This window comes from Agromyces sp. NSFZ (assembly GCF_056156205.1).
In genome coordinates this window covers 2217886-2239197 of the sequence record NZ_CM149585.1, presented here as the reverse complement: position 1 = coordinate 2239197, position 21312 = coordinate 2217886, and the positions used below count along the sequence as shown (strand labels likewise).

Annotated in this window: 21 protein-coding genes; 11 read left to right on the top strand and 10 right to left on the bottom strand. The window is 69.6% G+C overall.

Features of this window, described 5'->3' with window-relative positions; translation table 11 throughout:
* Positions 1-21 precede the first annotated feature (21 nt).
* Positions 22-966, top strand: coding sequence for a helix-turn-helix domain-containing protein (locus tag ACVFI9_RS10585; RefSeq protein ID WP_474762194.1), 945 nt, complete (start codon positions 22-24; stop codon positions 964-966).
* Positions 967-1042: 76 nt separating this feature from the next.
* Here ACVFI9_RS10585 and ACVFI9_RS10580 read toward each other — a convergent pair whose 3' ends face one another.
* On the bottom strand, positions 1043-2653 hold the full coding sequence (locus tag ACVFI9_RS10580; RefSeq protein ID WP_474762193.1) for an FAD-binding oxidoreductase: 1611 nt from the start codon (positions 2651-2653) through the stop codon (positions 1043-1045).
* Positions 2654-2847: 194 nt separating this feature from the next.
* On the opposite strand from ACVFI9_RS10580, the gene ACVFI9_RS10575 reads away from it, so the two are divergent.
* The 6 genes from ACVFI9_RS10575 (at position 2848) to ACVFI9_RS10550 (ending at position 9065) form a co-directional block, all read left to right on the top strand.
* Positions 2848-3621 carry an SDR family NAD(P)-dependent oxidoreductase gene (locus tag ACVFI9_RS10575; RefSeq protein WP_474762192.1) on the top strand — a complete coding sequence of 258 codons (774 nt, stop codon included), beginning with the start codon at positions 2848-2850 and terminating at the stop codon, positions 3619-3621.
* 78 nt (positions 3622-3699) lie between these two features.
* A complete protein-coding gene (locus tag ACVFI9_RS10570) occupies positions 3700-4737 on the top strand; it encodes a fumarylacetoacetate hydrolase family protein (protein ID WP_474762191.1) in 1038 nt (345 codons plus the stop codon).
* 2 nt (positions 4738-4739) lie between these two features.
* Entirely contained in the window at positions 4740-5348 is a 609-nt protein-coding gene (locus tag ACVFI9_RS10565) for a cupin domain-containing protein (protein ID WP_474762190.1), read from the top strand.
* Entirely contained in the window at positions 5345-7405 is a 2061-nt protein-coding gene (locus tag ACVFI9_RS10560; RefSeq protein WP_474762189.1) for an acetoacetate--CoA ligase, read from the top strand. Before ACVFI9_RS10565 ends, ACVFI9_RS10560 begins: the two co-directional genes overlap by 4 nt.
* Positions 7392-7970 (top strand): TetR/AcrR family transcriptional regulator, encoded by a 579-nt coding sequence (locus ACVFI9_RS10555; RefSeq protein ID WP_474762188.1) that lies wholly within the window; start codon positions 7392-7394, stop codon positions 7968-7970. The genes ACVFI9_RS10560 and ACVFI9_RS10555 overlap by 14 nt, the downstream gene beginning before the upstream one ends.
* A 453-nt stretch (positions 7971-8423) precedes the next feature.
* The gene (locus ACVFI9_RS10550) at positions 8424-9065 is read left to right on the top strand and encodes a TetR/AcrR family transcriptional regulator (RefSeq protein WP_474762187.1); all 642 of its coding nucleotides are present in this window, start codon (positions 8424-8426) and stop codon (positions 9063-9065) included.
* 12 nt (positions 9066-9077) lie between these two features.
* On the opposite strand, the gene ACVFI9_RS10545 is transcribed toward ACVFI9_RS10550, so the two are convergent.
* Positions 9078-9854 (bottom strand): alpha/beta hydrolase, encoded by a 777-nt coding sequence (locus ACVFI9_RS10545; protein WP_474762186.1) that lies wholly within the window; start codon positions 9852-9854, stop codon positions 9078-9080.
* Positions 9855-9923: 69 nt separating this feature from the next.
* On the opposite strand from ACVFI9_RS10545, the gene ACVFI9_RS10540 reads away from it, so the two are divergent.
* The 3 genes from ACVFI9_RS10540 to ACVFI9_RS10530 are packed head-to-tail and all read left to right on the top strand — an operon-like array spanning position 9924 to position 13328.
* Positions 9924-11408 (top strand): flavin-containing monooxygenase, encoded by a 1485-nt coding sequence (locus tag ACVFI9_RS10540; protein ID WP_474762185.1) that lies wholly within the window; start codon positions 9924-9926, stop codon positions 11406-11408.
* Positions 11409-11456: 48 nt separating this feature from the next.
* Complete coding sequence (locus ACVFI9_RS10535; protein WP_474762184.1) at positions 11457-12806, top strand: hypothetical protein; 1350 nt, start codon at positions 11457-11459, stop codon at positions 12804-12806.
* Positions 12807-12830: 24 nt separating this feature from the next.
* Positions 12831-13328, top strand: coding sequence for a glutathione peroxidase (locus tag ACVFI9_RS10530; RefSeq protein ID WP_474762183.1), 498 nt, complete (start codon positions 12831-12833; stop codon positions 13326-13328).
* A 9-nt stretch (positions 13329-13337) separates the two neighbouring features.
* Here ACVFI9_RS10530 and ACVFI9_RS10525 read toward each other — a convergent pair whose 3' ends face one another.
* Both ACVFI9_RS10525 and ACVFI9_RS10520 read right to left on the bottom strand, forming a co-directional pair.
* Positions 13338-13553: a hypothetical protein gene (locus ACVFI9_RS10525; RefSeq protein ID WP_474762182.1), complete on the bottom strand. Its 216-nt coding sequence runs from the start codon at positions 13551-13553 to the stop codon at positions 13338-13340.
* Between the two features lie 12 nt (positions 13554-13565).
* The gene (locus ACVFI9_RS10520) at positions 13566-14333 is read right to left on the bottom strand and encodes an alpha/beta fold hydrolase (RefSeq protein ID WP_474762181.1); all 768 of its coding nucleotides are present in this window, start codon (positions 14331-14333) and stop codon (positions 13566-13568) included.
* Between the two features lie 122 nt (positions 14334-14455).
* On the opposite strand from ACVFI9_RS10520, the gene ACVFI9_RS10515 reads away from it, so the two are divergent.
* Positions 14456-14983, top strand: coding sequence for a hypothetical protein (locus tag ACVFI9_RS10515; protein WP_474762180.1), 528 nt, complete (start codon positions 14456-14458; stop codon positions 14981-14983).
* 17 nt (positions 14984-15000) lie between these two features.
* Here ACVFI9_RS10515 and ACVFI9_RS10510 read toward each other — a convergent pair whose 3' ends face one another.
* The 6 genes from ACVFI9_RS10510 to ACVFI9_RS10485 all read right to left on the bottom strand — a co-directional run bounded on the left by ACVFI9_RS10510 (position 15001) and on the right by ACVFI9_RS10485 (position 21235).
* Positions 15001-16512, bottom strand: coding sequence for a dihydrolipoamide acetyltransferase family protein (locus ACVFI9_RS10510; protein WP_474762179.1), 1512 nt, complete (start codon positions 16510-16512; stop codon positions 15001-15003).
* Positions 16500-17522 (bottom strand): alpha-ketoacid dehydrogenase subunit beta, encoded by a 1023-nt coding sequence (locus ACVFI9_RS10505; protein ID WP_474762178.1) that lies wholly within the window; start codon positions 17520-17522, stop codon positions 16500-16502. Before ACVFI9_RS10505 ends, ACVFI9_RS10510 begins: the two co-directional genes overlap by 13 nt.
* The gene (gene pdhA / locus ACVFI9_RS10500; RefSeq protein ID WP_474762177.1) at positions 17519-18661 is read right to left on the bottom strand and encodes a pyruvate dehydrogenase (acetyl-transferring) E1 component subunit alpha; all 1143 of its coding nucleotides are present in this window, start codon (positions 18659-18661) and stop codon (positions 17519-17521) included. Before pdhA ends, ACVFI9_RS10505 begins: the two co-directional genes overlap by 4 nt.
* A 110-nt stretch (positions 18662-18771) precedes the next feature.
* Positions 18772-19266 (bottom strand): Lrp/AsnC family transcriptional regulator, encoded by a 495-nt coding sequence (locus ACVFI9_RS10495; RefSeq protein ID WP_474762176.1) that lies wholly within the window; start codon positions 19264-19266, stop codon positions 18772-18774.
* Entirely contained in the window at positions 19263-20090 is an 828-nt protein-coding gene (locus tag ACVFI9_RS10490; RefSeq protein WP_474762175.1) for an oxygenase MpaB family protein, read from the bottom strand. Before ACVFI9_RS10490 ends, ACVFI9_RS10495 begins: the two co-directional genes overlap by 4 nt.
* Positions 20090-21235: an aggregation-promoting factor C-terminal-like domain-containing protein gene (locus tag ACVFI9_RS10485; RefSeq protein ID WP_474762174.1), complete on the bottom strand. Its 1146-nt coding sequence runs from the start codon at positions 21233-21235 to the stop codon at positions 20090-20092. Before ACVFI9_RS10485 ends, ACVFI9_RS10490 begins: the two co-directional genes overlap by 1 nt.
* Positions 21236-21312: the final 77 nt, after the last annotated feature.

Sequence of the window (21312 nt, the reverse complement as noted above, 5' to 3'; positions counted from 1 at the left end):
GCCGGCTGCTGTGGAGAACCCATGACAACGCTTCTGGACACTCGCGTAGTGCCGCTCTCGGAGCGCCCCGACTACTGGTCGGCTGGGATCGCCGAGCACTTCTTCCCCATCAGCTTCGGCACGATCGGTGCCGGTCCATTCGAGGGACGGCTCACCGGGGGACAGGTCGGTCCGATCACGGTGCGGTCCATGCGGGGGGTTCCCCACCGCGTCATGCGCACGACGGCGGCGGTGGCGGCAGGCGACCCTGAGAGCATCCTGCTGTACCTGGTGCGCGAGGGGTCCTGCCGCATCGAACAGGATGATCGTTCCACCGTGCTCAGAGCCGGCGACATCGGGTGGCAGGACACCTCGCGGCCCTCGGCGTTCCAGGCCGACACGGGCTTCGAGCTGCTTGCCCTCGCACTGCCGAAGTGGTTCCTCGGAGCTCGGGCGGATGTCTACGCCCGGCGTGCGGCGATGCGGGTCGCCGGCGGCGGAGCGCCGTTCGCGCACCTCGCCGGTCCCTTCGTGGCGGGCCTGGCCCGCGCGGCGGACGCCGGAGGACTCAGCGGGATCGAGGGGGACACCGCAGCGGAGATGCTCCTCACCATGCTGCGCGCCTTCGAGGGCGACGAGGCATCCGTGCCGGCGTCCCGCTCCACCGCGCTACTCGCGCAGATGCGCCGGTACCTGATCGAGAACCTCGATGATCCCGACCTCGGCCCGGGGGAGCTCGCACGGGCCCACTTCGTGTCCACGCGCTACGTGCACAAGCTGTTCGCGGCGTCGGGCACGAGTGTCGCGTCCTGGATCCGCGAGCAGCGCATGGAGCGCGCCCGGCAGGAGCTGGAGACCTCGCTCGACGCCTCGGTCGCGGCCGTGGCGGTGCGATCGGGCTACCGCGATCCGGCCAGTTTCAGCCGCGCCTTCCGCGAGGCATATGGGATGTCGCCACGCGACGTGCGCAGGAGCCTCGCGGCCTGAGTCGCGCATGCCCGTGTGAACGAGGAGGCCCTCGCCCGGGACACTCCGGACGAGGGCCTCTTGCCGACCTCGTGCGCTACGCCAGCGGGTAGCCCTCGCTGCGGAGCCGCGAACCCCAGATGCCCGACTTGCCGGGTGCGATGATCCCGTTCGGATCCAGCGTGTCCTTGATCGTCTCGTTGAAACGGCGCTGGGCGTGGTCGTTGAACCCGAACTGGTCTGCCGCGAGGTCCATGAACGACAGGTGCGCACGGTACTCGCCGTAGCCGAGCTTCCCGGCCTTGGCCACCATCCGCTTCGCCGCGTCGTACGCCTTCTCGACCTGCTCCGGGTTCTTCGTGTCGAAGGGGATCACGTTGATGAACGTGGTCGACCGGGCATTGATCGGGAGCATCCCGCCGAGGTAGTCGAGGCCAGCCTCGGCGCACATCTCGGTCATGAGCTTCTGCGCGGCAAGGGTGTGCGTCGCCGTGAGCGGGACCACCGGCGAGAAGTCGACGTGGCCGCCCTCGTCACCGCCCGACCACCCGGCCATCTTGTAGAGGTCGAGGCTCGGAACGCCGATCTGTACGCGCTCGTGCGGGTTCGGGAGGGTCTCCCACGCATCAGCACCGTGCTTCTCGCCCACGAGGTCGACGCTCGGGATCTGCAGGAAGCGAGCCCGGAGCTTCTCGTAGTTGTGGTCGACGACGGCCTCGTCGCCGTAGAGGGCGAATCGCATCATCCAACGGCCGAGGCCGAGCTCCGTGGCGATCTTGTCGATGATCTCCTCCGGCATAGGACCGGCGCCGTCGTACCACTCCGCACGCGAGGTGAGCATCGAGGCCATGATCAGCGTGTTCGACAGCTGCGGGCGCATGTCGATGGTGCCGGCGAGCATGAGCTCGCGCAGTGCGTCGACGACGGCGGGCATCTGCGAGTCGTCCCATACGCGCAGCCAGAGCGGCATGTACACCTCGGGCTTCGGCATGAGCCAGTAGCCCATCTTCGTGACGATGCCGAAGTTGGACTGCATGAACATCTCGGTCGAAGTCGGCCCGAGTCCGCGCTTGTAGAGCGGCCACGTCGGGTTGTTGTCCATGCCCCCCGATCCGGTGCGCATGAGGTCACCGTTCGGCAGTACGACCTCGAAGCCGCAGTGCGACGCCTGGTCGATCGAGTACGGCATGTAGGTGAGCCCATGCTCGAGGGTGTTCGAGACCACGCCGCCCCAGCCGATGTCGACGATGGAGGCGACGAGGTCGTGCCCGCCCTCCTTGATCGCGTCGTGAAGGTCGAACCAGCTCACGCCGGGCTCGACCATCGCGTAGCCGAGCTCCTCGTTGATCTCGAGGACGCGGTTCATCTCCTTGAACGAGACCATGACGGTTCCGCGGACCTGCGGCGCCGCGCCGCCGTAGCCGTTGTTCTTGCCGCGGCTGATGGGCCAGAGCGGGATGCGGTGCTCGTTCGCGAGGCGCACGATCGCCTGGACGTCGTCGACGGAGGCGGGGCTCACCACCGCCGAGGGGAGGTTCGTCGCCGAGCCGGGGACCTGGTAGGGGTCCTGGAATTCGGACAGCGTCTCGGCGTCGGTCGCGACCTTCTCGCTGCCGATGGCCGCGGCGAACGCCGCGAGTGCGACGTCGAGTTCGGACTCGGTCACCCCGGGCGGTGTCGGCCGAGTGGTCTGGGTGGTGTCTGACATGGCTCCTCATCTCTCCTTCGAGCTGGTTTCGGAGTACTCCGTCTTCCCGGGATACGGGATCAGATGTGTGCGGTGGCCGAAGGGTGCAGTCGGTGCACAGATCTGTGCGCTGCGTGCACGGAAGCCAGCGGATGGCGCGTCGCCGCGGTTGCATGGCGTGAGGAGACGATTCGACGACGAAATGGAGCGTGGAGATGACTGGACGACTCGATGGCAAGGTCGTGCTGCTGACGGGGATCGGCAGCGGCATGGGGAGGACGACGGCGCTGCTGTTCGCACGCGAGGGCGCGACCGTGGTCGGCTGCGACCTCAACGCGGAGACGGCGGCGGAGACCGAGCGAATCTCGGCCGACGAGGGGCACCCCATCGAGGCTGTCGCCCCGGTCGACCTCAGCAGCCGGGCGGACGTGGAGCGCTGGGTGGAAGCCGCGGTCGCGCGGCACGGACGGATCGACGTGCTCTACAACAACGCCAGCATGCCTCGGTTCGCCCCCTTCGCTGACATGCGCGACGAGGACTACGTCTTCACGATGAACAACGAACTGGACCTGGTGTGGCGAGCCTGCCAGGTGGCGTGGCCCCATCTCGCGCAGTCGCGCGGGACGATCGTCAACATCGGTTCGGGCGCAGGACTGCTCGGCGCTCGGGCGCTGCCGCAGGCCGCCCACGCTGCGGCGAAGGGCGCCGTGATCGCGCTGACCCGACAGCTGGCGGCCGAGGGGATCGCCGTCGGCATCCGGGTTAACAGCGTGAGCCCGGGTGTCATGGCGACGCCGCCGATCGTCGCCATGTACGCCGAGCTCGGCGAGCGTGCTCCCGTCGCGCCGATCGTCGAGCGGACCATCACGGGCGCGCCCGGCGACCCGATGGCGGTGTCGTATGCCGGCTTGTACCTCGCGTCCGACGAGGCGGCGTGGGTGACCGGTACCAACCTCGTGGTCGACGGCGGCGCGAGCGCCATCATGTGACTGTCGGCCTGCTGCAGTTGCGTCTTGCCTCCGTATTCGATACTGTCCGTATCGTATACTTAAGTTTGGACGCGGCACTTGCCACGTCCTCAGGAGGAGCCACCAATGAAGCTGGGACGTGTTGCCGTCGCTGGGCCGGACGGCGAAGAGATTCGAGTCGTCGCCGTCGAACCGGAGAATGATCGGGTCATCGATCTCAAGCGGGCCTATGCGCTCGCACTGCAGAAGGGCGGCGCGACGGTGGAGGGGTCTCGTCACGTCGCCCACGCGACCTTCCGGGACATGACCCAGGCGGTCTCGACGGGTGATTTCTTCCTCGACGCCGCCCACCGCGCGCTCGTGGCGGCAGACGATGCCTCGTCGTCGCTCGCCGAAGCGGACTTCCGGGCGGCCATCAAGCCGCCGGTCATCCGCGACAGCCTCACGTTCAACGGTCATATCAAGAACTTCTTCGGCAATGTCTTGAAGACGACGCCCACCCGCGCCGTCTACGAGCGGCCGGGGTTCTTCAAGGGGTCGACGGCGACGATCTACGGCACGAACGAGACCATCCCGTACCCGAGCATCACCGAACAGCTCGACTACGAGCTCGAGATCGGCTACATCATCGGCAAGCCCGGCCGCAACGTCACTCCCGAGGACGCGTTCGGCCACGTGTTCGGCATCACCATCTTCAACGACTGGAGCCTGCGCGACGTGCAGGTGCTTGAGAGCCCCATCGGGATGGGCGCGCAGCACTCGAAAGACTTCGCGTACGGCATTGGTCCCTGGATCGTCACGCTCGATGAGATCCCGTCGGTGATCGGCCTCACCGGTCAGGTGCGCGTTAACGGTGAGGTCTGGTCGGACACGAAGGTCGAGGACTTCATCTGGACGCCAGAGGAAACGGTGTCGTACGTCTCCCAGTTTGATGGGCTGCAACCGGGCGACCTCATCGGTTCGGGCACTATGGCGTTCGGCGCCGGTGCGGAGCTTCGGAAGTTCCTGCAGCCCGGAGACGTGCTCGAGCTCGAGCTCGAGAAGGTCGGGGTGCTGCGCTCACCTGTCGCGACCGAGAAGGAGGCCCCGACCTGGTGGCCCACGCCTCGCCCGTTCCCGTTCGAGGAAGCGGCCTGATCATGACGACCGGACCGCAGATCCGTCGCGTCGTCACGGGTCACGACGACCGCGGCCGCGCGATCATCCTCACCGACGACATCGCGCCCAACACCTTCGCGTCGCCGACCATCCCGGGCTTCGGGGCATCCGTTCCGTGGCTGAGCTCGAACCCGATCGACCATGTCACGGACCACGACCCGGTCGGGCCGGGTTCCCCAGTGCCGACCTTCCCCGCCGCCGGCGAGTCGGTGTTCCGCATCGCGGAGTTCCCACCCGACGCGGTCTATCCGAAGGACGCCCAGGACACGATCTTCGACGAGATCGACGGCAAGGCCGAGGCCGCCGACGGTGCCAAGCACTCCGACGGCAAGCACTTCTGGTTCCACCGAACCGACTCCCTCGACTATGCGATCGTGCTCGAAGGCGAGATCACCCTGCTCGTCGACGAGGGTGAAGCAACGCTCAAGGCCGGTGACGTCGCGATTCAGCGGGCGACGAGTCATGCCTGGTCCAACCGCACCGACCGCATCGCCCGGGTCGCGTTCGTCCTCATCGGCACCGAGCCGATCTCGGCCGACGTCATCGCGGCGAAGCGACGTGAACTGTCGGTGGGTGCGGAGCAGTCATGATCGTCGAGCCGGATGCCGCCGACGGCGAGATCCTCTGGAACCTCGAGCCAGAGGCGCAGCCGATGACGAACGTCTCGCGATTCGCGGACTTCGTCCGGAACCGGGGCGTCCGCGTCGAGGACGGCTATCACGGGCTGTGGCAGTGGTCGGTCGACGAGCCCGAGCAGTTCTGGTCGAACTGGGCGGACTTCGTCGGGGTGCGACTGGGCGGCGAACCGGGGCCCGTGCGCACCGAAGATCCGATGCCGGACACCCGCTGGTTCCCCGGCCGCACGGTCAACTACGCACGCCACCTGCTCGAGGGGCATGAGGGTCTCGCGCTCATCGCGATCGCGGAGGACGGCTCGCGAGCGGAGGTCACGTTCGATGAGCTCCGTGCGCAAGTTGCCGCGTTTGCCGCGCACCTGAGATCCATTGGGGTGGATGCGGGCGACCGAGTCGTCGCCATCTTGCCGAACGTGGCCGAGGCGGTGGTCGCGCTGCTCGCTACCGCGTCGATCGGCGCGGTCTGGTCGGTGTGCGCGCCGGAGTTCGGGCCCGGCGCGATCGTCTCCCGTTTCCGCCAGCTTGACCCGAAGGTGGTCATCGCCGCCCCCGGGTACCGCCTCGCCGGCAAGGACCGCGACCGTCGCGACGAGCTGGCGGAGGTCTTCCACTCACTCCCATCGGTGCAGGCAGTCGTGTGGGTCACCGCACACACCGATGCCGCGCCGATCCCGCTCGCCGTTCCGTCAGTCGAATGGGCGACGGCGACGGCGACCCCGGCCGCGCTGAACATCGCGGACGTGGAGTTCAGTCATCCGCTCTGGGTGCTGTTCTCGTCGGGGACCACCGGCATCCCGAAGGGCATCGTGCACGGACACGGTGGGGCCCTCCTGGAAGAGCTGAAACTCTGCAGCATCCATGACGACATCCGCCCGGGCGATCGGGTCCTCACCGTGGCGTCGACGAGTTGGGTCGTGTGGAACGGGCTGGTGGCGGCGCTCGGACTGGGGGCGACCGCTGTGCTCGTCGACGGCAACCCCGCGTTCCCATCGCTCGACCGCGTGTGGCAGATCGCCGCCGACGAACAAGTCGCCGTGCTCGGCGTCGGCGCCGGGTTCATCCACGGGTGCGCCAAAGTTGGGCTCGAGCCGGGGCGCGACCACGACCTCTCCGCGTTGCGCGTTGTCACGGTCACGGGCTCGCCGCTCTCGGGTGACGGCTTCAGGTGGGTCTACCGGAGCGTTGGCGACGTGTGGCTCACCTCGCAGAGTGGGGGCACCGACATCGCGTCCATCTTCGTCGGCGGTGTTCCCACGCTGCCGGTTCGCGCCGCATGCATCCAGGCGCCGGCGCTCGGGGTGCGAGTCGAGTCCTGGGATGAACAGGGGAACCCGACGCTCGGGCGCGGTGAACTCATCGTGGCCGACCCGATGCCATCGATGCCGCTCCGTTTCTGGGGTGACGACGACGGCTCCCGTTATCGGGCGAGCTATTTCGAGACGTTCCCCGGGGTCTGGCGTCATGGTGACTTCATCGAGTTCTTGCCTGAAGGCATTCTGATCCACGGGCGGTCGGATTCGACGCTCAACCGCAATGGCATCCGTCTCGGGTCAGCCGACCTCTACGCGGCAGTCGAGGCGCTTCCCGAAATCGTGGAGGCGATGGTCGTGGGCGCGGAACTCGGTACGGACTACTTCATGCCCCTCTTCGTAAAGCTCGCCGAGGACGTCGACGAGGAGCATGCCAAAGCGGCGGTCGAGCAGTCGATCCGCACGAACCTCTCCGCCCGTTACCTGCCCGATGAGATCGTCGTGATGCGCGGCATCCCGCATACGAAGACGGGAAAGAAGCTCGAGGTTCCGGTCAAGCGACTCGTACAAGGCGCTCCGTTGGATGAAGTCGCCGACCCGGGTGCGGTCGACGATCCGGCACTCCTCGAGGAGTACGCCCGCTTCGCGGCAGCCAGAGTCGGCCGTCTCCCAAGCGAGCCTCCTCCCTTCACTGAACACGCCATTGTGAACGTTTCGTATCACACCGAGGAACCCCTAGAGTCGAGCCGTGGCGATTCGTAGCGAGCACAGCAGGCAAGCGATCCTTCAGGCGACCATGAGATTGCTCGACGATCGCGAACCCGATTCCATGTCCGTGCAGCAGCTCTCGATCGAGCGCATTGCGCGCGAAGCCGGTGTCAGCAAGACGACGATCTATCGCTGGTGGCCGAACAAGGCCGCAGTCATCATCGACACGTTTCTCGAGAACCACATACTCGCGACTCCGGTGCGCCAAGATCTTCCCGCCATCGAGGCGCTACGCGAGCACGTGATCGCCCTCACGGCGGTGTACGCCGGGCACGAGGGCCGTCTGATGGCGCAACTCATCGCCGAGAGCCAGTATGACCCTGCGACGCTCGACGAGTTCAAGAAGCACTTCTGGAGACCACGGCGGGACGCCGTGAACGTCCTGATCGAGCGCGCCGTCGCAGAGGGGTCCATCCGCGGCGATCGCGACCCCGACGAAATCGCGGAGCGGATTTACGCCCCCGTCTACTTCAAGCTGCTCTTTCAGGAGGGATCGTTCGACGCCGATGCGGCGAGCAAGGACTTCGACCTTGCTCTCCAGGGCCTCGTAGCACGGTAGTGGCGGCCGCGAGATGCGGCCACCGAGTGGACGGTACAGGTCGGATCTCGCGGACACATGGGATTCGTTCCTGCCGGTTTCCCGGTCCAGCGGTCGCCGACCCTGCGGCCTTTTTGAGGCTCTTTTCAGCCACAAACAACTGCATCTGACAGCAACGAACGCCCACGTCGACCCTCCCTGGATCACCCGCGCATCCTTATACTTACTGGCATCCACAACCAAACACGTGCGCGCCCGCCACGGTGCACACCGTCAGGGGGTCAGGGGTTCGAGTCCCCTCAGATCCACCAATTCGCGAAGACCCCGGCCGACGGCCGGGGTTTCGTCGTTGTCTCTCGTGCCCGCAGCGCATTCGCGTCCGACGCCGCAGTGCATTCGCTCGGGCCGTCGCACCTCTCCTCGCGGTACTGTCGACTACCGTGATCCGACCAGGGGTCAGTCGAAGGAGTGGGCATGCCGACCCGCACGTGGGAACGTCTTCCGGAGCCGCGCCGTCGGGCCGTCGTGGAAGCCGCCGAGCGAGAGTTCGCCGCCCGGGGGTTCAGCCGAGGGAGCATGAACACCATCGCCCGCGACGCTGGCGTGTCGAAGGGCAGCCTCTTCCAGTACTTCGATGACAAGGTGGACCTGTTCGCCTACCTGAGCGAGGGGATCTCGGCGCGCATCCGGTCGGCCATGGAGAAGGAGGCCGCCGGCTTGCCGTGGTCGACCGACTTCTTCGGCGCCATGCGGCAGTTGAACGCCGCCTGGGTGGTCTACTTCTTCGACAACCCCATCGACCTCGCGCTCACGGCTGCGGCGAACCTGGAACCCGACCGCACCGCCCGGGCGGCGATCCGCTCGACCGTCGCCGAGCACTACGAGGGGATGCTCCGCCCGCTGATCACCCTCGCCCGCGAGTCCGGCCAATTGAAGGAGGACACCGATCAGGACGCCATGCTGGCGCTCCTCCTGATGCTGCTTCCGCACATCGCGCTCGCGCCGCACGTCGGCGGTCTGGACTCCGTGCTGGGACTGGAGGGCAGTTCCCCCGAGGCGGCCGTGGCCCAGGCGCAGCGGCTGCTCGACGTCCTCGAGGCGGCATTCGCCGCCTGACTCGACCGCTCATCAGCTCTTCTGCCGGCCGATCCAGTCCAGCATCGCCGCCAGCGGCCGCTCCCACCCGTGGTCGAGCATGAGGTCGTGCCCCATGTCGGAGAACTCCACGAGCGGAGCGGCGTACCTCGCCGCGGTGCGGCGTAGGTCGGCGATGGGAACGAGCCGGTCCCGCCGCGAGCCGATGACGAGCATGGGGGCGTCGCCCAGCGGTCGTGCGGGCGCGCGATGGAACAGCAACTGATACTGGACGATGGGCGACTCAGGTCCGCACTTCGTGATGAAGGGCGTCGCCTCGATCTCGGTGAGGCCCTCGAACAAGTACTCGCGTCGCATCGGCAGCGTCGCGCCGACGACCATTCCGGCGGCATCGACCGGGTGCCGCCGGGCGACTGCGAGCAGCGACCCGACCGCAGGGCGGTGACCGATGGACGCGACCAGCACGCCCGCGCGGGCTCGGTAACGGGCCATCACCTGCTGGACGACCAGTCCGCCCATCGAATGGCCCACCAGCACCGGCCGGCCCGGAATGGTGTGTGCGACGTCGAGGACGTCCTCGACGTACTGCAGGAGCCGGGCGCTGCGTAGCCGACCGGCACTGCCGGCATGACCACGAAGCGAGACGGCGTACGACGGATGCCCCGCGGCGGCGGCCGCGCGCATCCAGTGCTGCCAACACCATGCGCCGTGCCCGAGGCCGTGCACGAACAGCAGCGGGACCCGGCCGCCGGCACCTGACGTGGACGTGGTGAGCACTTCCCGAAGTAGCCCGGCGCTTGCGATGTTCATGCCGCCACGCTACAGTGACCACCAGTCATATGACCAGTGGTCATACTTTTCTCGAAGAGGAGAAGCCATATGCCGATGCAGCACGGCGAGCACGTCGACGTCCTCGTCATCGGTGCAGGCCTCTCGGGGATCGGTGCGGCGTACCACATCCGGAAGGCGTTCCCCGAGCGGTCGTACCTCGTGCTCGAGGCGCGCGACGCCATCGGCGGCACCTGGGATCTCTTCCGATATCCCGGCGTCCGGTCGGACTCCGACATGCACACGCTCGGCTACCGGTTCAAGCCGTGGACCGAGCCCAAGGCGATCGCCGACGGCGACTCCATCCTGGCGTACATCCGCGAGACGGCCGCCGAGAACGGGATCGAGGATCGGATCCGGTTCGGTCACCGAGCTGTCTCGGCCGAGTGGTCGACCGCTGAAGCTCGATGGACCGTGACCGCGACTCGGGCCGACGGCACCCGAGCGACATTCACGTGCGGCTTCCTCTACTGCAACACCGGCTACTACCGGTACGACGACGGCTACACGCCGGAACTGCCGGGCCGGGACGCCTTCCGTGACCCGGTCATCCACCCGCAGCGCTGGCCCGAGGGCCTCGACTACACCGGTAAACGCGTCGTCGTCATCGGCTCCGGCGCCACCGCGATCACCCTGCTGCCGGCCTTGGCCGACCGCGCCGCACACGTCACGATGCTGCAGCGCACGCCGTCCTACATCCTCCCGATGCCCGCGAAGGACGCGGTGGCCAACGGGCTTCGCAAGGTCGTCGGCGACGAGGCGGCCTACTTCGTCGCCCGCTGGAAGAACGTGTTGCGTCAGGTGGCCGTGTACCACGGCAGCCGGCGTTTCCCGAACGCCGCCCGGAAGCTGATCCGCAGGTACACCATCGGTCAGCTGCCTGAGGGCGTCGACGTCGACACGCACTTCAACCCGCCGTACGACCCATGGGACCAGCGGTTGTGCATCGTGCCCGACAGCGATCTCTTCACGGCGATCCGCTCGGGACGCGCGTCGGTCGAGACCGCACGAATCGAGACCTTCACCGAGACGGGCATCAGGCTGGAGTCGGGCGCCCACCTCGACGCCGACATCATCGTCACCGCGACCGGTCTCGACGTGCTCGCCTTCGGCGGGCTGCGGTTCACGGTGGACGGCCTCGATCGACCCATCTCCGAGGCCCTTGCCTACAAGGGGATGATGCTCAGTGACATCCCCAACTTCGCCTTCACGGTCGGCTACACGAACTCGTCGTGGACGCTGAAGGCCGACCTGGTGGCGGAGTACGTCGTTCGCCTGCTCGAGCACATGGAAGCGACCGGGCTCGACATCGCCTACCCGCACAACAGCGACCCCGACCTGCCGACCCGTCCGCTGCTGGACTTCGGGGCGGGCTACGTCCAGCGAGCACTCGGCCGGCTTCCCAAGGCAGGCACGACGAAACCCTGGACGCTGGGCATGCACTACCCGGCCGACTTGATCGCGCTGCGGCACCGACCGCTCGACGACGGCGTGATGACCTTCCAGAAGTCCGAGAGCCTGGTCGCCGCCGGCTGAGCCGGGGTGCCGACCGACGATCTCCACACCATCGAAACGAGAATGCTCATGAAACGACTCGGATTCACCGTGCTCGCCGTGGCCGTCGCCGCAGCAGCGCTGACGGTCCCCGCGGCCCCCGCATCTGCTGAACCCACCCCGACAGACGGCCCGTCGGCGGCTGCCGGCTGCCTGTGGTTCGGGCCGACCTTCACGGCCGACGATTCCGAGCTCAACTACGCCTTCCCGGATTCCGGCGCGATCTACTGGGCCTCGCAGTTCACCGTGCCGGAGGGCGCCCAGCTCGAGCTGGTCGGCGAGTTCGCCCACGCGAGGTATCAATCCCTCAACGCATATGACCTCTCCACCAACGCGCCGGTCGACGCGTTGAACGATGTCAGCACCATCCCCGACAGCGGGTCGCGCAATCCCTACCTCCCGGATGCTCGCCGCGCCGGTGACGCGCTGCTGGACTACACCGTGCGGGTCTCGACCGAGATCGCGCCTGCCGACGGCGCCCAGGCCCCGAACACGCTCTACGCCGGGGCTCCCGATCAGGACGCCCAATTGCTCCTGTACCGGCTGTACCTGCCCGACCGCAACCGGGACATCATGGGGGGCGCCGGGCTTCCGGAACCGCGGTTGACGCTCGCCGACGGCACGGCACTGACCGGCCAGTCGGCCTGCGACGCGCTCCGAGTCGTCGACGAGACCCCGCAGGTCGACACGTTGCCGGCTGCGACCTACGCGTTCGTGCGCAACCAGCCGGGCAAGCCGGCGACCTTCCCGGCCGACGAGGACCCGCGCTGGCTGGCCTACTACAACACCCAGTTCGGCATCGGCTGCTACTACTTCGGTGTCTGTACGGGAAGCCCTGCCCGCGTCAACGGCCAGTACGCCAACGATGACAACAACTACGTGATGACGATGGTGAGCCGTGGCTTCGGTCCGGTGCTGACATTGCGTGGCAAGCTTCCCGCGACACCCCGGACGCTCGACCGGGCGCCGGTCATGGACGCCGACGTCGACATGCGTTATTGGTCGCTCTGCTCGAACGAGTCGATGTTCACGACCCGCGTCGAGGACTGCGTCTACGACGAGCAGGTGCCGACCGACCCAGACGGCTATTACACCATCGTGGTCAGCCGTGCCGAGGACCGGCCCGCGAACGCGGTCGAGGAGTGCGGCGTCGCCTGGATCGCGTGGCCCGAGCGTGGTGACGGCGCCGGTCACCTCGACGACGGGTTCCTCATCCTGCGGAACATGCTGCCTGCTGCGCACTTCACGCATGCCGTGCAGAACACCGTGACGCCGGGCGACGAGCGCCAGGTGATGGGGGAGTACCTTCCCGCCTCGGCGTACTCCTCCATCACGGAGTTCGAGTCGCAGGGATGCTTCGGCGGCCCGACCCGCCACTGACGCGCGCCGGGTTACGCTCGGGGGATGGACCTTCGAGACATCCCGCTCACGACCATCGACGGCGACCACACCTCGCTCGCCGACTACGACGACCGGGTCGTGATGGTGGTGAACGTCGCCTCCCGCTGCGGCCTCACGCCGCAGTACGAGAAGCTCGAAGCGCTCCAGCGCGAGTACGGCGAGCGCGGGTTCACCGTGCTCGGCTTCCCGTGCAACCAGTTCGCCGGCCAGGAGCCGGGCGACGCCGACGACATCAAGGCGTTCTGCTCGATGACCTACGGCGTCTCGTTCCCGCTCATGGCCAAGGTGAAGGTCAACGGCCGGCACCGGCATCCGCTCTACGAGATCCTCACGAAGGTTCCGGATGCCTCCGGCAAGGCCGGCAGCGTGAAGTGGAACTTCGAGAAGTTCGTCGTGCTGCCGTCGGGGGAGGTGCGCCGGTTCCGCCCGACGGTGCAACCCGATGACCCGGCCATCATCGAGGCGATCGAGGAAGGGCTCGGCGAGGCCGCTGCCGCCTGAGCCTTCGCGTCAGGCGACGCTGAGCGTGCCGGCGGGGCGCACCCGGGTCACGGCGTCGGGCGCCGCGGTGAACCGGCCCGTGCGGCCGTCGCCGGTCACGTACTGCACGCGGATGCCACGGCCGACGCGAGCGAGCTTGGTGATCTCGTAGGCGCCGCCCGATGCGCTGACCAAGATGTCGCCCACGGCGAGCTCCCTGGTCTGCCTCAGTTCGACGTTCTCCATACTGAGAGGATCTCAGGACCCACCGACATCGAGCTGCGGCCGGCCCGCCGCAGCAGCCAGCTCCTCTGCGAGGCGGCGCGGGGAGGTGCGGGGAACCACGTGATGATCGCCCGCGATCGTCACCAGCCGTGATGTTGCGCCGTTCGCGGCCGCCAACCGGCGGCACCAGGCGTCCCGCGCGATCGGATCCCGCTCGCCGCGCACGACGATGGCGGGGACGCGACAGCCGCGCATCCGCTCGAGCGTCGGGTACCGCATCATCGCCCGGAGCTCCTTCACGTACCAGCCGATGCCGCCTCTGAGGTAGTCGCGGACGACGAGCGCGTTCACGGGCATCGGCTCGCCGATCGTGTCACGCGCGAGGTCGAGCGCTTGTCTCAGGACCGAATGGCGGGCGGGGTCGACGACCGGCCCGACCATCATGACGGCCGTGACCTGGTCGGGGCGGAGCCGCGCGAGCTCCAGCACCACCTGCGTTCCCATCGAGTGCCCCGCGGCGACGACCGGCCACGCCTCGAGCCGGTCCAGCACCTCGACGAGATCGGCGGAGTAGACCTCGACGGGGATCGGCCTCCGCGGCCGATCGGTGGAGCCGAACCCCGCCAGGTCGATGTTGAGCACCCTGAGTTCCGGCGGAAGCTCACGCTGCACGGGGTCGAGCGACGCGTGCGTCATCCCGATGCCGTGCACGAGCACCACGGTCGCCGGTTCCGCGCCCGCGGCGCCCGACTCGTGGACGAGGTACTGCCGGTCTCCGATATGCACGTCTCGCTCCGGCATCCCACGACCCTAAGCATGGAGGATGCCTCGGGGCGAGCCCTTGCGTGCGGCGCGCTTCCTTGACCGTCCCCCGAACGCGGCACAGAATGAGGGGACGATCCGAACGCAAGGGGTTCCGCGACATGAGCGACACGACCGCCCGCACCTCCGATCCCGCCTACACCGCACCGGCCTACGGCGACACTGCGGTCTTCGGGGCTCAACCCGAACACGCAGGCCCCGAGCCCAGGCCCGAACCCGCGCCCGCATCAGGGGCCGGCCGCGCGACGTCGTGGAACCGCGACCTCCGGTTCATGTTCGTGGTCATCGTCGCGATCGCGGCCTTGTTCCTCGCGTTCGCGCTCGTCGTCGGCTTCTCCCCGAACGGCGCGGGCGTCAGCGCCCTCGCGGTCGTCGCTGCGCCGATCGCGACGATGGTCGCCGCGTACTACGGCATCTCGCTCGCCCTCCGCCAGGTCGCCGACGCCCGTCGCTCCGCCGAGGCCGCCGAGTCCCGGGCCCGGGCCGCCGAGGCGACCGCGCGCGAGTCCGACGCCTGGGCGGCCCAGATGGAATCGGGCCTTCGCGTCGCCGTCGCCAAGCTCAAGGCCGACGGCCGCGACACGAGCGACGTCGAGCGTGCGGCGGGCACACCCGACCAGTTCTTCTAGATCGGCGGAGATCGCCGTCAGAGGTCGGCGAGCACCGAGACCGGGCGCTCGATGCACCGGGCGATGAACGTGAGGAATGCGGCCGCTTCGGCGCCATCGCAGACCCGGTGATCGAACGAGAGCGTGAGCTCGGTGGCGGTGCGCACCGCGAGTGCGCCGTCGACCACCCAGGGGCGTTCGACGAGTCGGCCGATACCGAGCATTCCCGCCTCGGGGTGGTTGATGATGGCCGCCGAGCCGTCGACGCCGAGCGTGCCGTAGTTGTTCAGCGTGAACGTGCCGCCGGTGAGCGCGGTGGGCGGGAAGGCGCCCGTGGCGGCCTCCTCGCTGCGTGCACCGATCGCGTCGCGGAGTTCGCGCAGGCTCATCCGCTCGGCGCCGTGCACGACGGGCACGAGCAGCCCGCGAGGCGTCTGCGCCGCGATGCCGAGGTTCACGTCGCCGTGCATCACGAGTTCCTCGCGTTCGGCGTCGAAGCTGGAGTTGAGCAGCGGATGCCGCGCCAGGCCGGCCACGACGAATCGCGCCACGAGCGCGGTCACGCCGAAGCGTTCGCCGGTGGCCTCCTGCAGCTGTCGGCGCGCGGCGAGGAGCTCGGTCGCGTCCACGTCCATCCAGACTGTGGCCTCGGGGATCTCGCGGCGCGACCGCGAGAAGTGCGCGGCGGCGGCGCGGCCCATGCGATCGAGCGGCACGCGGCGGTCGCCGTCGGCAGGTGCGGCGGCAGGCGCAGCGGATGCCGCGGCCACGCGTTCGTCGACGGGAGCCCCTCCGGGCGCCGCGGCCGTTGCGGCGCCGTCTCCGGCGCCCTCGAGCTCGCGCAGGAACTCCTCGACGTCGCGTCGCATCACGAGGTGGTCGGGTCCCGAGCCGTCGAGCTGGCTCGCATCGAAGCCGTGTTCGCGGGCGATGCGCCGCACGATCGGCGAGATGACGGGGGAGCGACGCGACGGGTCGAGCCGCCCGCGCCCGCGGCCAGGCCCGGTCGACGTGGCGGTGGCGGCCGGAGCCCCCGGCGCACCCGCAGCCGCACCGGCTGCGCCGGCCGCACCGCCGGCGGCGCGCTTGCGCCCGAACCGCGAGGGAGCCGAGGCGGCGCGCTTCGTCGCGCTCGTGGCGCGCGTGCCGTAGCCGATGAGCACAGCGCCGGACTCCTCCGTGGCGGCGTCGGTCGGCACGGCGACGCCGGGCTCGGCGGCCTCCGCGACGGCCACGGCCTCGGCCGCGGCATCCGTCGCCTGCTCGGTCCGGGGTGGAGTGGCGTCGCCAGCGCCAGCGCCCGCGGGCGCGAGCGTCATGAGCACCTGGCCGGCGTGCAGCACCTCTCCGATCTCGCCGCCGAGCGTCTCGACGACGCCCGCGAACGGGCTCGGCAGCTGCACCACGGACTTCGCCGACTCGAGTTCGACGACCGGCTGGTCGATCGCGACCTCGTCGCCCGGCGACACGAGCCAGGCGACGATCTCGGCCTCGGTGAGGCCTTCGCCGAGGTCGGGCAGGATGAAGTCGCGGCCCATCAGTCGTCCCATTCCCAGGTGTCGAGCGCGCCGAGCACGCGGTCCGGCGTCGGCAGGTAGTGCTCCTCGAGCTTCGGCGAGGGGTACGGGATGTCGAAGCCGGTGATCCGGAGCACGGGCGCGGCGAGGTGGTGGAAGTTGCGTTCGGTGACCCTGGCGGCGACCTCGGCGCCGTAGCCGCCGAACTGCGCCGCCTCGTGGATCACGGCGGCGCGAGAGGTCTTGCGCACGGATGCCCCGACCGTCTCGTCGTCGAAGGGGGAGAGGCTGCGCAGGTCGACGACCTCGATCGAGAGTCCCTCGGCCTCGGCTGCATCGGCGGCCTCGAGGGCCGTGCGCACCGTCGGGCCGTACCCGAGCAGGGTGACGTCGGTGCCCTCGCGCACCACGACGGCCCGGTCCATGGGCGCCGTGGTGACGGGCAGGGCGACCGGAGCCTTCGACCAGTACCGGCTCTTCGGCTCCATGAACACCACGGGGTCGTCGCTGTCGATCGCCTCGCGCAGCATCGAGTACGCGTCGGCGGGGTTCGACGGCATCACGACCGTGAGCCCGGGGGTGGCCGTCCAGTACGCCTCGGACGAGTCGGAGTGGTGCTCGACGCCGCCGATCGCGCCGGCGCAGGGGATGCGCACGACCATGGGCAGGGTCATCCGGCCCTTCGTGCGGTTCCGCATCTTCGCGACGTGCGACACCATCTGCTCGAACGCGGGGTAGCTGAATGCGTCGAACTGCATCTCGACGACGGGCCGCATGCCGTACATGGCCATGCCGATCGCCGTGCCGACGATGCCCGACTCGGCGAGCGGGGAGTCCCAGATGCGCTCGTCGCCGAACTGCGTCTGCAGGCCGTCCGTCACCCGGAAGACGCCGCCGAGCGGGCCGACGTCCTCGCCGTAGACCACGACGCGGTCGTCGGCTGCCATGGCATCGCGGAGGGCGGCGTTCAGCGCGCCGGCCATGGTCAACGGGGTGGGGGCGGATGCCTCGCGCGGCTGCTGCTCGGTGGTGGTCGCGGTCATCGGGCGGCTCCGGCAGGCTCGGAGGCGGAGTGGGTCACGGCCTCCGCGAGCTCGGCCTCGAGGCGCGCGCGCTGCTCGAGCAGGGCGGCGCGCGGTCGGGCGTACACGTGGTCGAAGAGCTCGAGCGGGTCGAGCTCGGCCTCGGCGGTCATGACCTCGCGGGTGTGCGCGGCGACCGACTCCGCGGCATCCGTGATCTCGGCGCGCAGCGACTCGGTGAGGGCGCCCTCGGAGACGAGGTACTTCTCGAGGCGCTCGATCGGGTCGCGGCGCTTCCAGTGCTCGACGTCGCGTGCGCTGCGATACCGGGTGGGGTCGTCCGAGTTCGTGTGCGACTCGATGCGGTAGGTCAGGCCCTCGATGAGCGTGGGCCCGCCACCCGCGCGGGCGCGCTCGACGGCCGCCCGCGTCACGGCGTACATGGCCGCCACGTCGTTGCCGTCGACGTGGTAGCCCGGCATGCCGTAGCCGACAGCCTTGTCGGCCAGCGTCGTGGCGTGCGTCTGGCGCGCCAGCGGCACGCTGATCGCGAACTGGTTGTTCTGTACGAGGAACACCGTGGGCGTCTGCCAGACCGCCGCGAAGTTGAACGCCTCGTGCGCGTCGCCCTCGCTCGTGGCACCGTCGCCGAGATACGTGATGGCCACGATCGGGTCGCGGCGCAGCCTGGCGGCGTGCGACAGCCCCACGGCGTGCAGCGCCTGCGTCGCGAGCGGCGTCGCCTGCGAGGCGCACCGGTGCGCGTGCTGGTCGTAGCCGTTGTGCCAGTCGCCGCGGAACGACTGCAGGATGTCGCCGGGGTCGATGCCGCGCGTGAGCAACGCGATGCTGTCGCGGTAGGTCGGGAAGAACCAGTCCTGCGCCTCGATGGCGGAGATGGCGCCGATCTCGCACGCCTCCTGGCCGTAGGCCGACGGATACGTCGCGAGCCGGCCCTGCTTGGTGAGCGCCGTCACCTGCACGTCGAAGCGGCGCGCGACGACCATGCGCCGGTAGAGCTCGACGAGCGTGTCGAGGTGGGGCAGCTCGAACCCGCCGGCGGCGGCACCGCGCACGGCGTGGCCGGCGTTGTCGAGCAGCCGGATCGGCTTCTCGGAGGGGAGCGTTCGGACGCTGTGGTGCTCGACATTGAGGCTCATATGCCCAATGTTGCGCCAGCTTCCGGGGGGTCCGCAGGCCGTCTCGGGCAACCGTGAACGTTCGGCTGCGAGGGGTGGAAAGGGTGGCCACCCGTCCGCCTTGCACGGCCTCAGGCGCGCCAGATGTCCAGCGTCTGCGCGGGCGGATGTCCCTCCAGTTCGGCCAGGATCAGGTGCGACCTGGTCGACACGACACCCGGCATGTCGTGGATGTCGCGGAGGATCGCCTGGCTGAGCTGCTCGTGGTCGGGCGCGCTCACGGTGAGGATGATGTCGATGTCGCCCGAGACCGCCTGCACCTTCTCGACGAACGGGAGGGTCGCGAGCTTGGCGGCGATCTCCTCCCAGGAGACCTCGCCGATGCGCACCACGACGAGCGCGGAGATGTGCAGGCCGATCGCCTTCCGGTCGATCTGCGCGCCGAATCCGGTGATGACGCCGCGCTTCTGCAACTGCTGCACCCGGTTGTGGGCGGCGGTACGCGAGATGTGGACTCGTTCGGCCAGCGTGCGCACCGACAAGCGGCCGTCGCGGCTCAGCTCGGCCACGATGCGCCGATCGATGCTGTCGAGCGGCTCATGCCGGTGCGGTATCTGCTGGGTCATCGTCGTCCTCGTGGCTCATGCTCAGCGTACCGGCTGCGACGCCGCACGCGGCGGAGCGAGGCATGCATCGGCGCGTGCCGCAGCATGCGCGGGAGGAACGGCCACACCATCGCGATGCCGGCGAACCAGGCGTCCGCCACCCGCTCGGCACGTGGAGTCCACCGGAACCCGTAGGCGACTCGCAGGTCGGGCGGGAGCAGCGCCGCCGTGACGAGACGCACGAGCGGGAGCAGCGCACCGGCGCCGAACGGAAGTGCGGATGCCCCCGACATGAGCGAGCGCGCGACCGACCGCGCGTCGGCGCCCACGTCGAGCGCGGCGAGGTGCTCGCCCCACCACGCGTCGAACTCGGCACGCGAGCCCGGCCATCCCGCGCGTCCGGCCTGCAGGCGGACGCCGACGGGTGCGTAGCCGCGGACGATCGTGTCGGCCGTGTCGACATCGAGTGGTCCCCAGAGGCGCTCGTGCAGCTCGAGCGCCACCCAGAGCAACGTGGAGGCGACCCAGCGCTGGGCGTCGGGCTCGAAGGCGTTGTAGGCCGGCTGCCCGTCGACCGCGGTGCCGCGCACCGGAGCGTGCCGACGGTTCACCGTGCGAACGACGGCGGCGACCATCTCCTCGTCGCCGAACCCGACGGTGTAGACGTAGTCGAGCGTGCCGAGCAGGCGGTCGAGCGGCCGATCACGGAAGCCGCTGTGCCGCGCCACGCCCCGTGCCACCCGGGGGTCGGCGAGTTGCAGGAGGATCGCGGCGCCGCCGCCGAGGAGGAGCACGCCCTCGGCGCCGTGCCGCCGGAAGACCTCGCGCTCGTCGTCGTGTGGCATCAGTACCAGTTGTACGCCTCCGAGTGCGCCCACGCACCGCACGGTGAGCCGTACCGGGCTGAGATGTACGAGAGCCCCCAGTCGATCTGGGTCGCCGCGTTGGTGCGCCAGTCGGCGCCCGCACTGGCCATCTTGCTGCCCGGCAGCGACTGGGGGATGCCGTAGGCGCCGCTCGACGCGTTGTACGCGTCGGCGCGCCATCCCGACTCGCGCGTCCAGAGCAGGTCGAGGCATCGGAACTGCTCGGAGCCCCATCCGTAGGCCGCCATGCGACCGGCCGCGTACGCCTTGGCGGCCGCGCGGTCGACGACCACACCGGGGGGCGGAGCGCCGCTGCCGCCGCCGGCACGGGATGCCGCAGCCGCGGCGGCGGCTGCGGCATCCCGTGCGGCCTGCTCTCGTGCGGCCTGTTCGCGCGCCGCCTGCTCGCCGATGCGGAACTGCCGTTCGAGCTCCACCGACCGGTCCCGCAGGCTCGCCAGCTGCGCGTAGAGGGTGTCGAGCGTCGTGCGCTGCTCGGCGACCCGTGCCTCGGCCGCCTCGTGTGCGGCCTCCGCGGCCTCCGCGGCACGGGCCGCCTCGCTCGCGAGGCGCGTGCGCTCTCGCTCCGCGACGTCCGCCTGCGCACTGAGCGCGTCCGCCTCGGCACGCGCAGCCTTCGCCCGCGTGGCGACGCCACCGTAGACGTTCGCGAGCTGTGCCGCGCGGGCGAGGCCGGCGAGCAGGTCGTCTTCGCCGCCGTCGAACAGCAGGCGCAGCGTGACGTCCGCCCCGCCCGACCGTGCGAGCACCGCACTCACGCGGCCGAACCGGATACCCGTCGCCGCGGCGTGCTCGGCCGCGCCGGCCGCCGCTGCTCGGAGCGAACCCGCCCGGGCCTCCGCGGCGGCGCGCGCCACCTCGGCTTCCGCCGACGCGGCAGCCGTCTCGACGGCTGCATCGCCGAGCCGGCCGGACTCGGCCTCCAGCTCGTCCACGAACGCGGTGATGCGGGTCGCCTCGGCCTCGCGCGTCGCGACATCCGCCTTCGCCGCCTCGACCTCGTCCCAGCTCGGGTACTCGGCGGCATGGGCGGCGCCGACCGGCACGACGAGCGACGCGGCGAGCACGATCGCCGCCCCGACACCCGTCATCCTGCTGCGCACGGCCACCCCTCTCGAGCGCGGCGAGTCTACCCACGGTGCCGCGCGGCGGCGGGTCGGACACGCAGCGTAGACTCGTG

Excerpts from the sequence above, each read along its gene's own strand:
- ACVFI9_RS10565 (WP_474762190.1), top strand. The coding sequence starts at position 4,740 with ATGACGACCGGACCGCAGATCCGTCGCGTCGTCACGGGTCACGACGAC.
- ACVFI9_RS10530 (WP_474762183.1), top strand. The coding sequence starts at position 12,831 with ATGGACCTTCGAGACATCCCGCTCACGACCATCGACGGCGACCACACC.
- ACVFI9_RS10545 (WP_474762186.1), bottom strand. The coding sequence starts at position 9,854 with ATGAACATCGCAAGCGCCGGGCTACTTCGGGAAGTGCTCACCACGTCC.
- ACVFI9_RS10535 (WP_474762184.1), top strand. The coding sequence starts at position 11,457 with ATGAAACGACTCGGATTCACCGTGCTCGCCGTGGCCGTCGCCGCAGCA.
- ACVFI9_RS10525 (WP_474762182.1), bottom strand. The coding sequence starts at position 13,553 with ATGGAGAACGTCGAACTGAGGCAGACCAGGGAGCTCGCCGTGGGCGAC.
- ACVFI9_RS10505 (WP_474762178.1), bottom strand. The coding sequence starts at position 17,522 with ATGACCGCGACCACCACCGAGCAGCAGCCGCGCGAGGCATCCGCCCCC.
- ACVFI9_RS10580 (WP_474762193.1), bottom strand. The coding sequence starts at position 2,653 with ATGTCAGACACCACCCAGACCACTCGGCCGACACCGCCCGGGGTGACC.
- ACVFI9_RS10585 (WP_474762194.1), top strand. The coding sequence starts at position 22 with ATGACAACGCTTCTGGACACTCGCGTAGTGCCGCTCTCGGAGCGCCCC.
- ACVFI9_RS10550 (WP_474762187.1), top strand. The coding sequence starts at position 8,424 with ATGCCGACCCGCACGTGGGAACGTCTTCCGGAGCCGCGCCGTCGGGCC.
- ACVFI9_RS10495 (WP_474762176.1), bottom strand. The coding sequence starts at position 19,266 with ATGACCCAGCAGATACCGCACCGGCATGAGCCGCTCGACAGCATCGAT.
- ACVFI9_RS10490 (WP_474762175.1), bottom strand. The coding sequence starts at position 20,090 with ATGCCACACGACGACGAGCGCGAGGTCTTCCGGCGGCACGGCGCCGAG.
- ACVFI9_RS10520 (WP_474762181.1), bottom strand. The coding sequence starts at position 14,333 with ATGCCGGAGCGAGACGTGCATATCGGAGACCGGCAGTACCTCGTCCAC.
- ACVFI9_RS10575 (WP_474762192.1), top strand. The coding sequence starts at position 2,848 with ATGACTGGACGACTCGATGGCAAGGTCGTGCTGCTGACGGGGATCGGC.
- ACVFI9_RS10560 (WP_474762189.1), top strand. The coding sequence starts at position 5,345 with ATGATCGTCGAGCCGGATGCCGCCGACGGCGAGATCCTCTGGAACCTC.
- ACVFI9_RS10540 (WP_474762185.1), top strand. The coding sequence starts at position 9,924 with ATGCCGATGCAGCACGGCGAGCACGTCGACGTCCTCGTCATCGGTGCA.
- pdhA (WP_474762177.1), bottom strand. The coding sequence starts at position 18,661 with ATGAGCCTCAATGTCGAGCACCACAGCGTCCGAACGCTCCCCTCCGAG.
- ACVFI9_RS10510 (WP_474762179.1), bottom strand. The coding sequence starts at position 16,512 with ATGGGACGACTGATGGGCCGCGACTTCATCCTGCCCGACCTCGGCGAA.
- ACVFI9_RS10515 (WP_474762180.1), top strand. The coding sequence starts at position 14,456 with ATGAGCGACACGACCGCCCGCACCTCCGATCCCGCCTACACCGCACCG.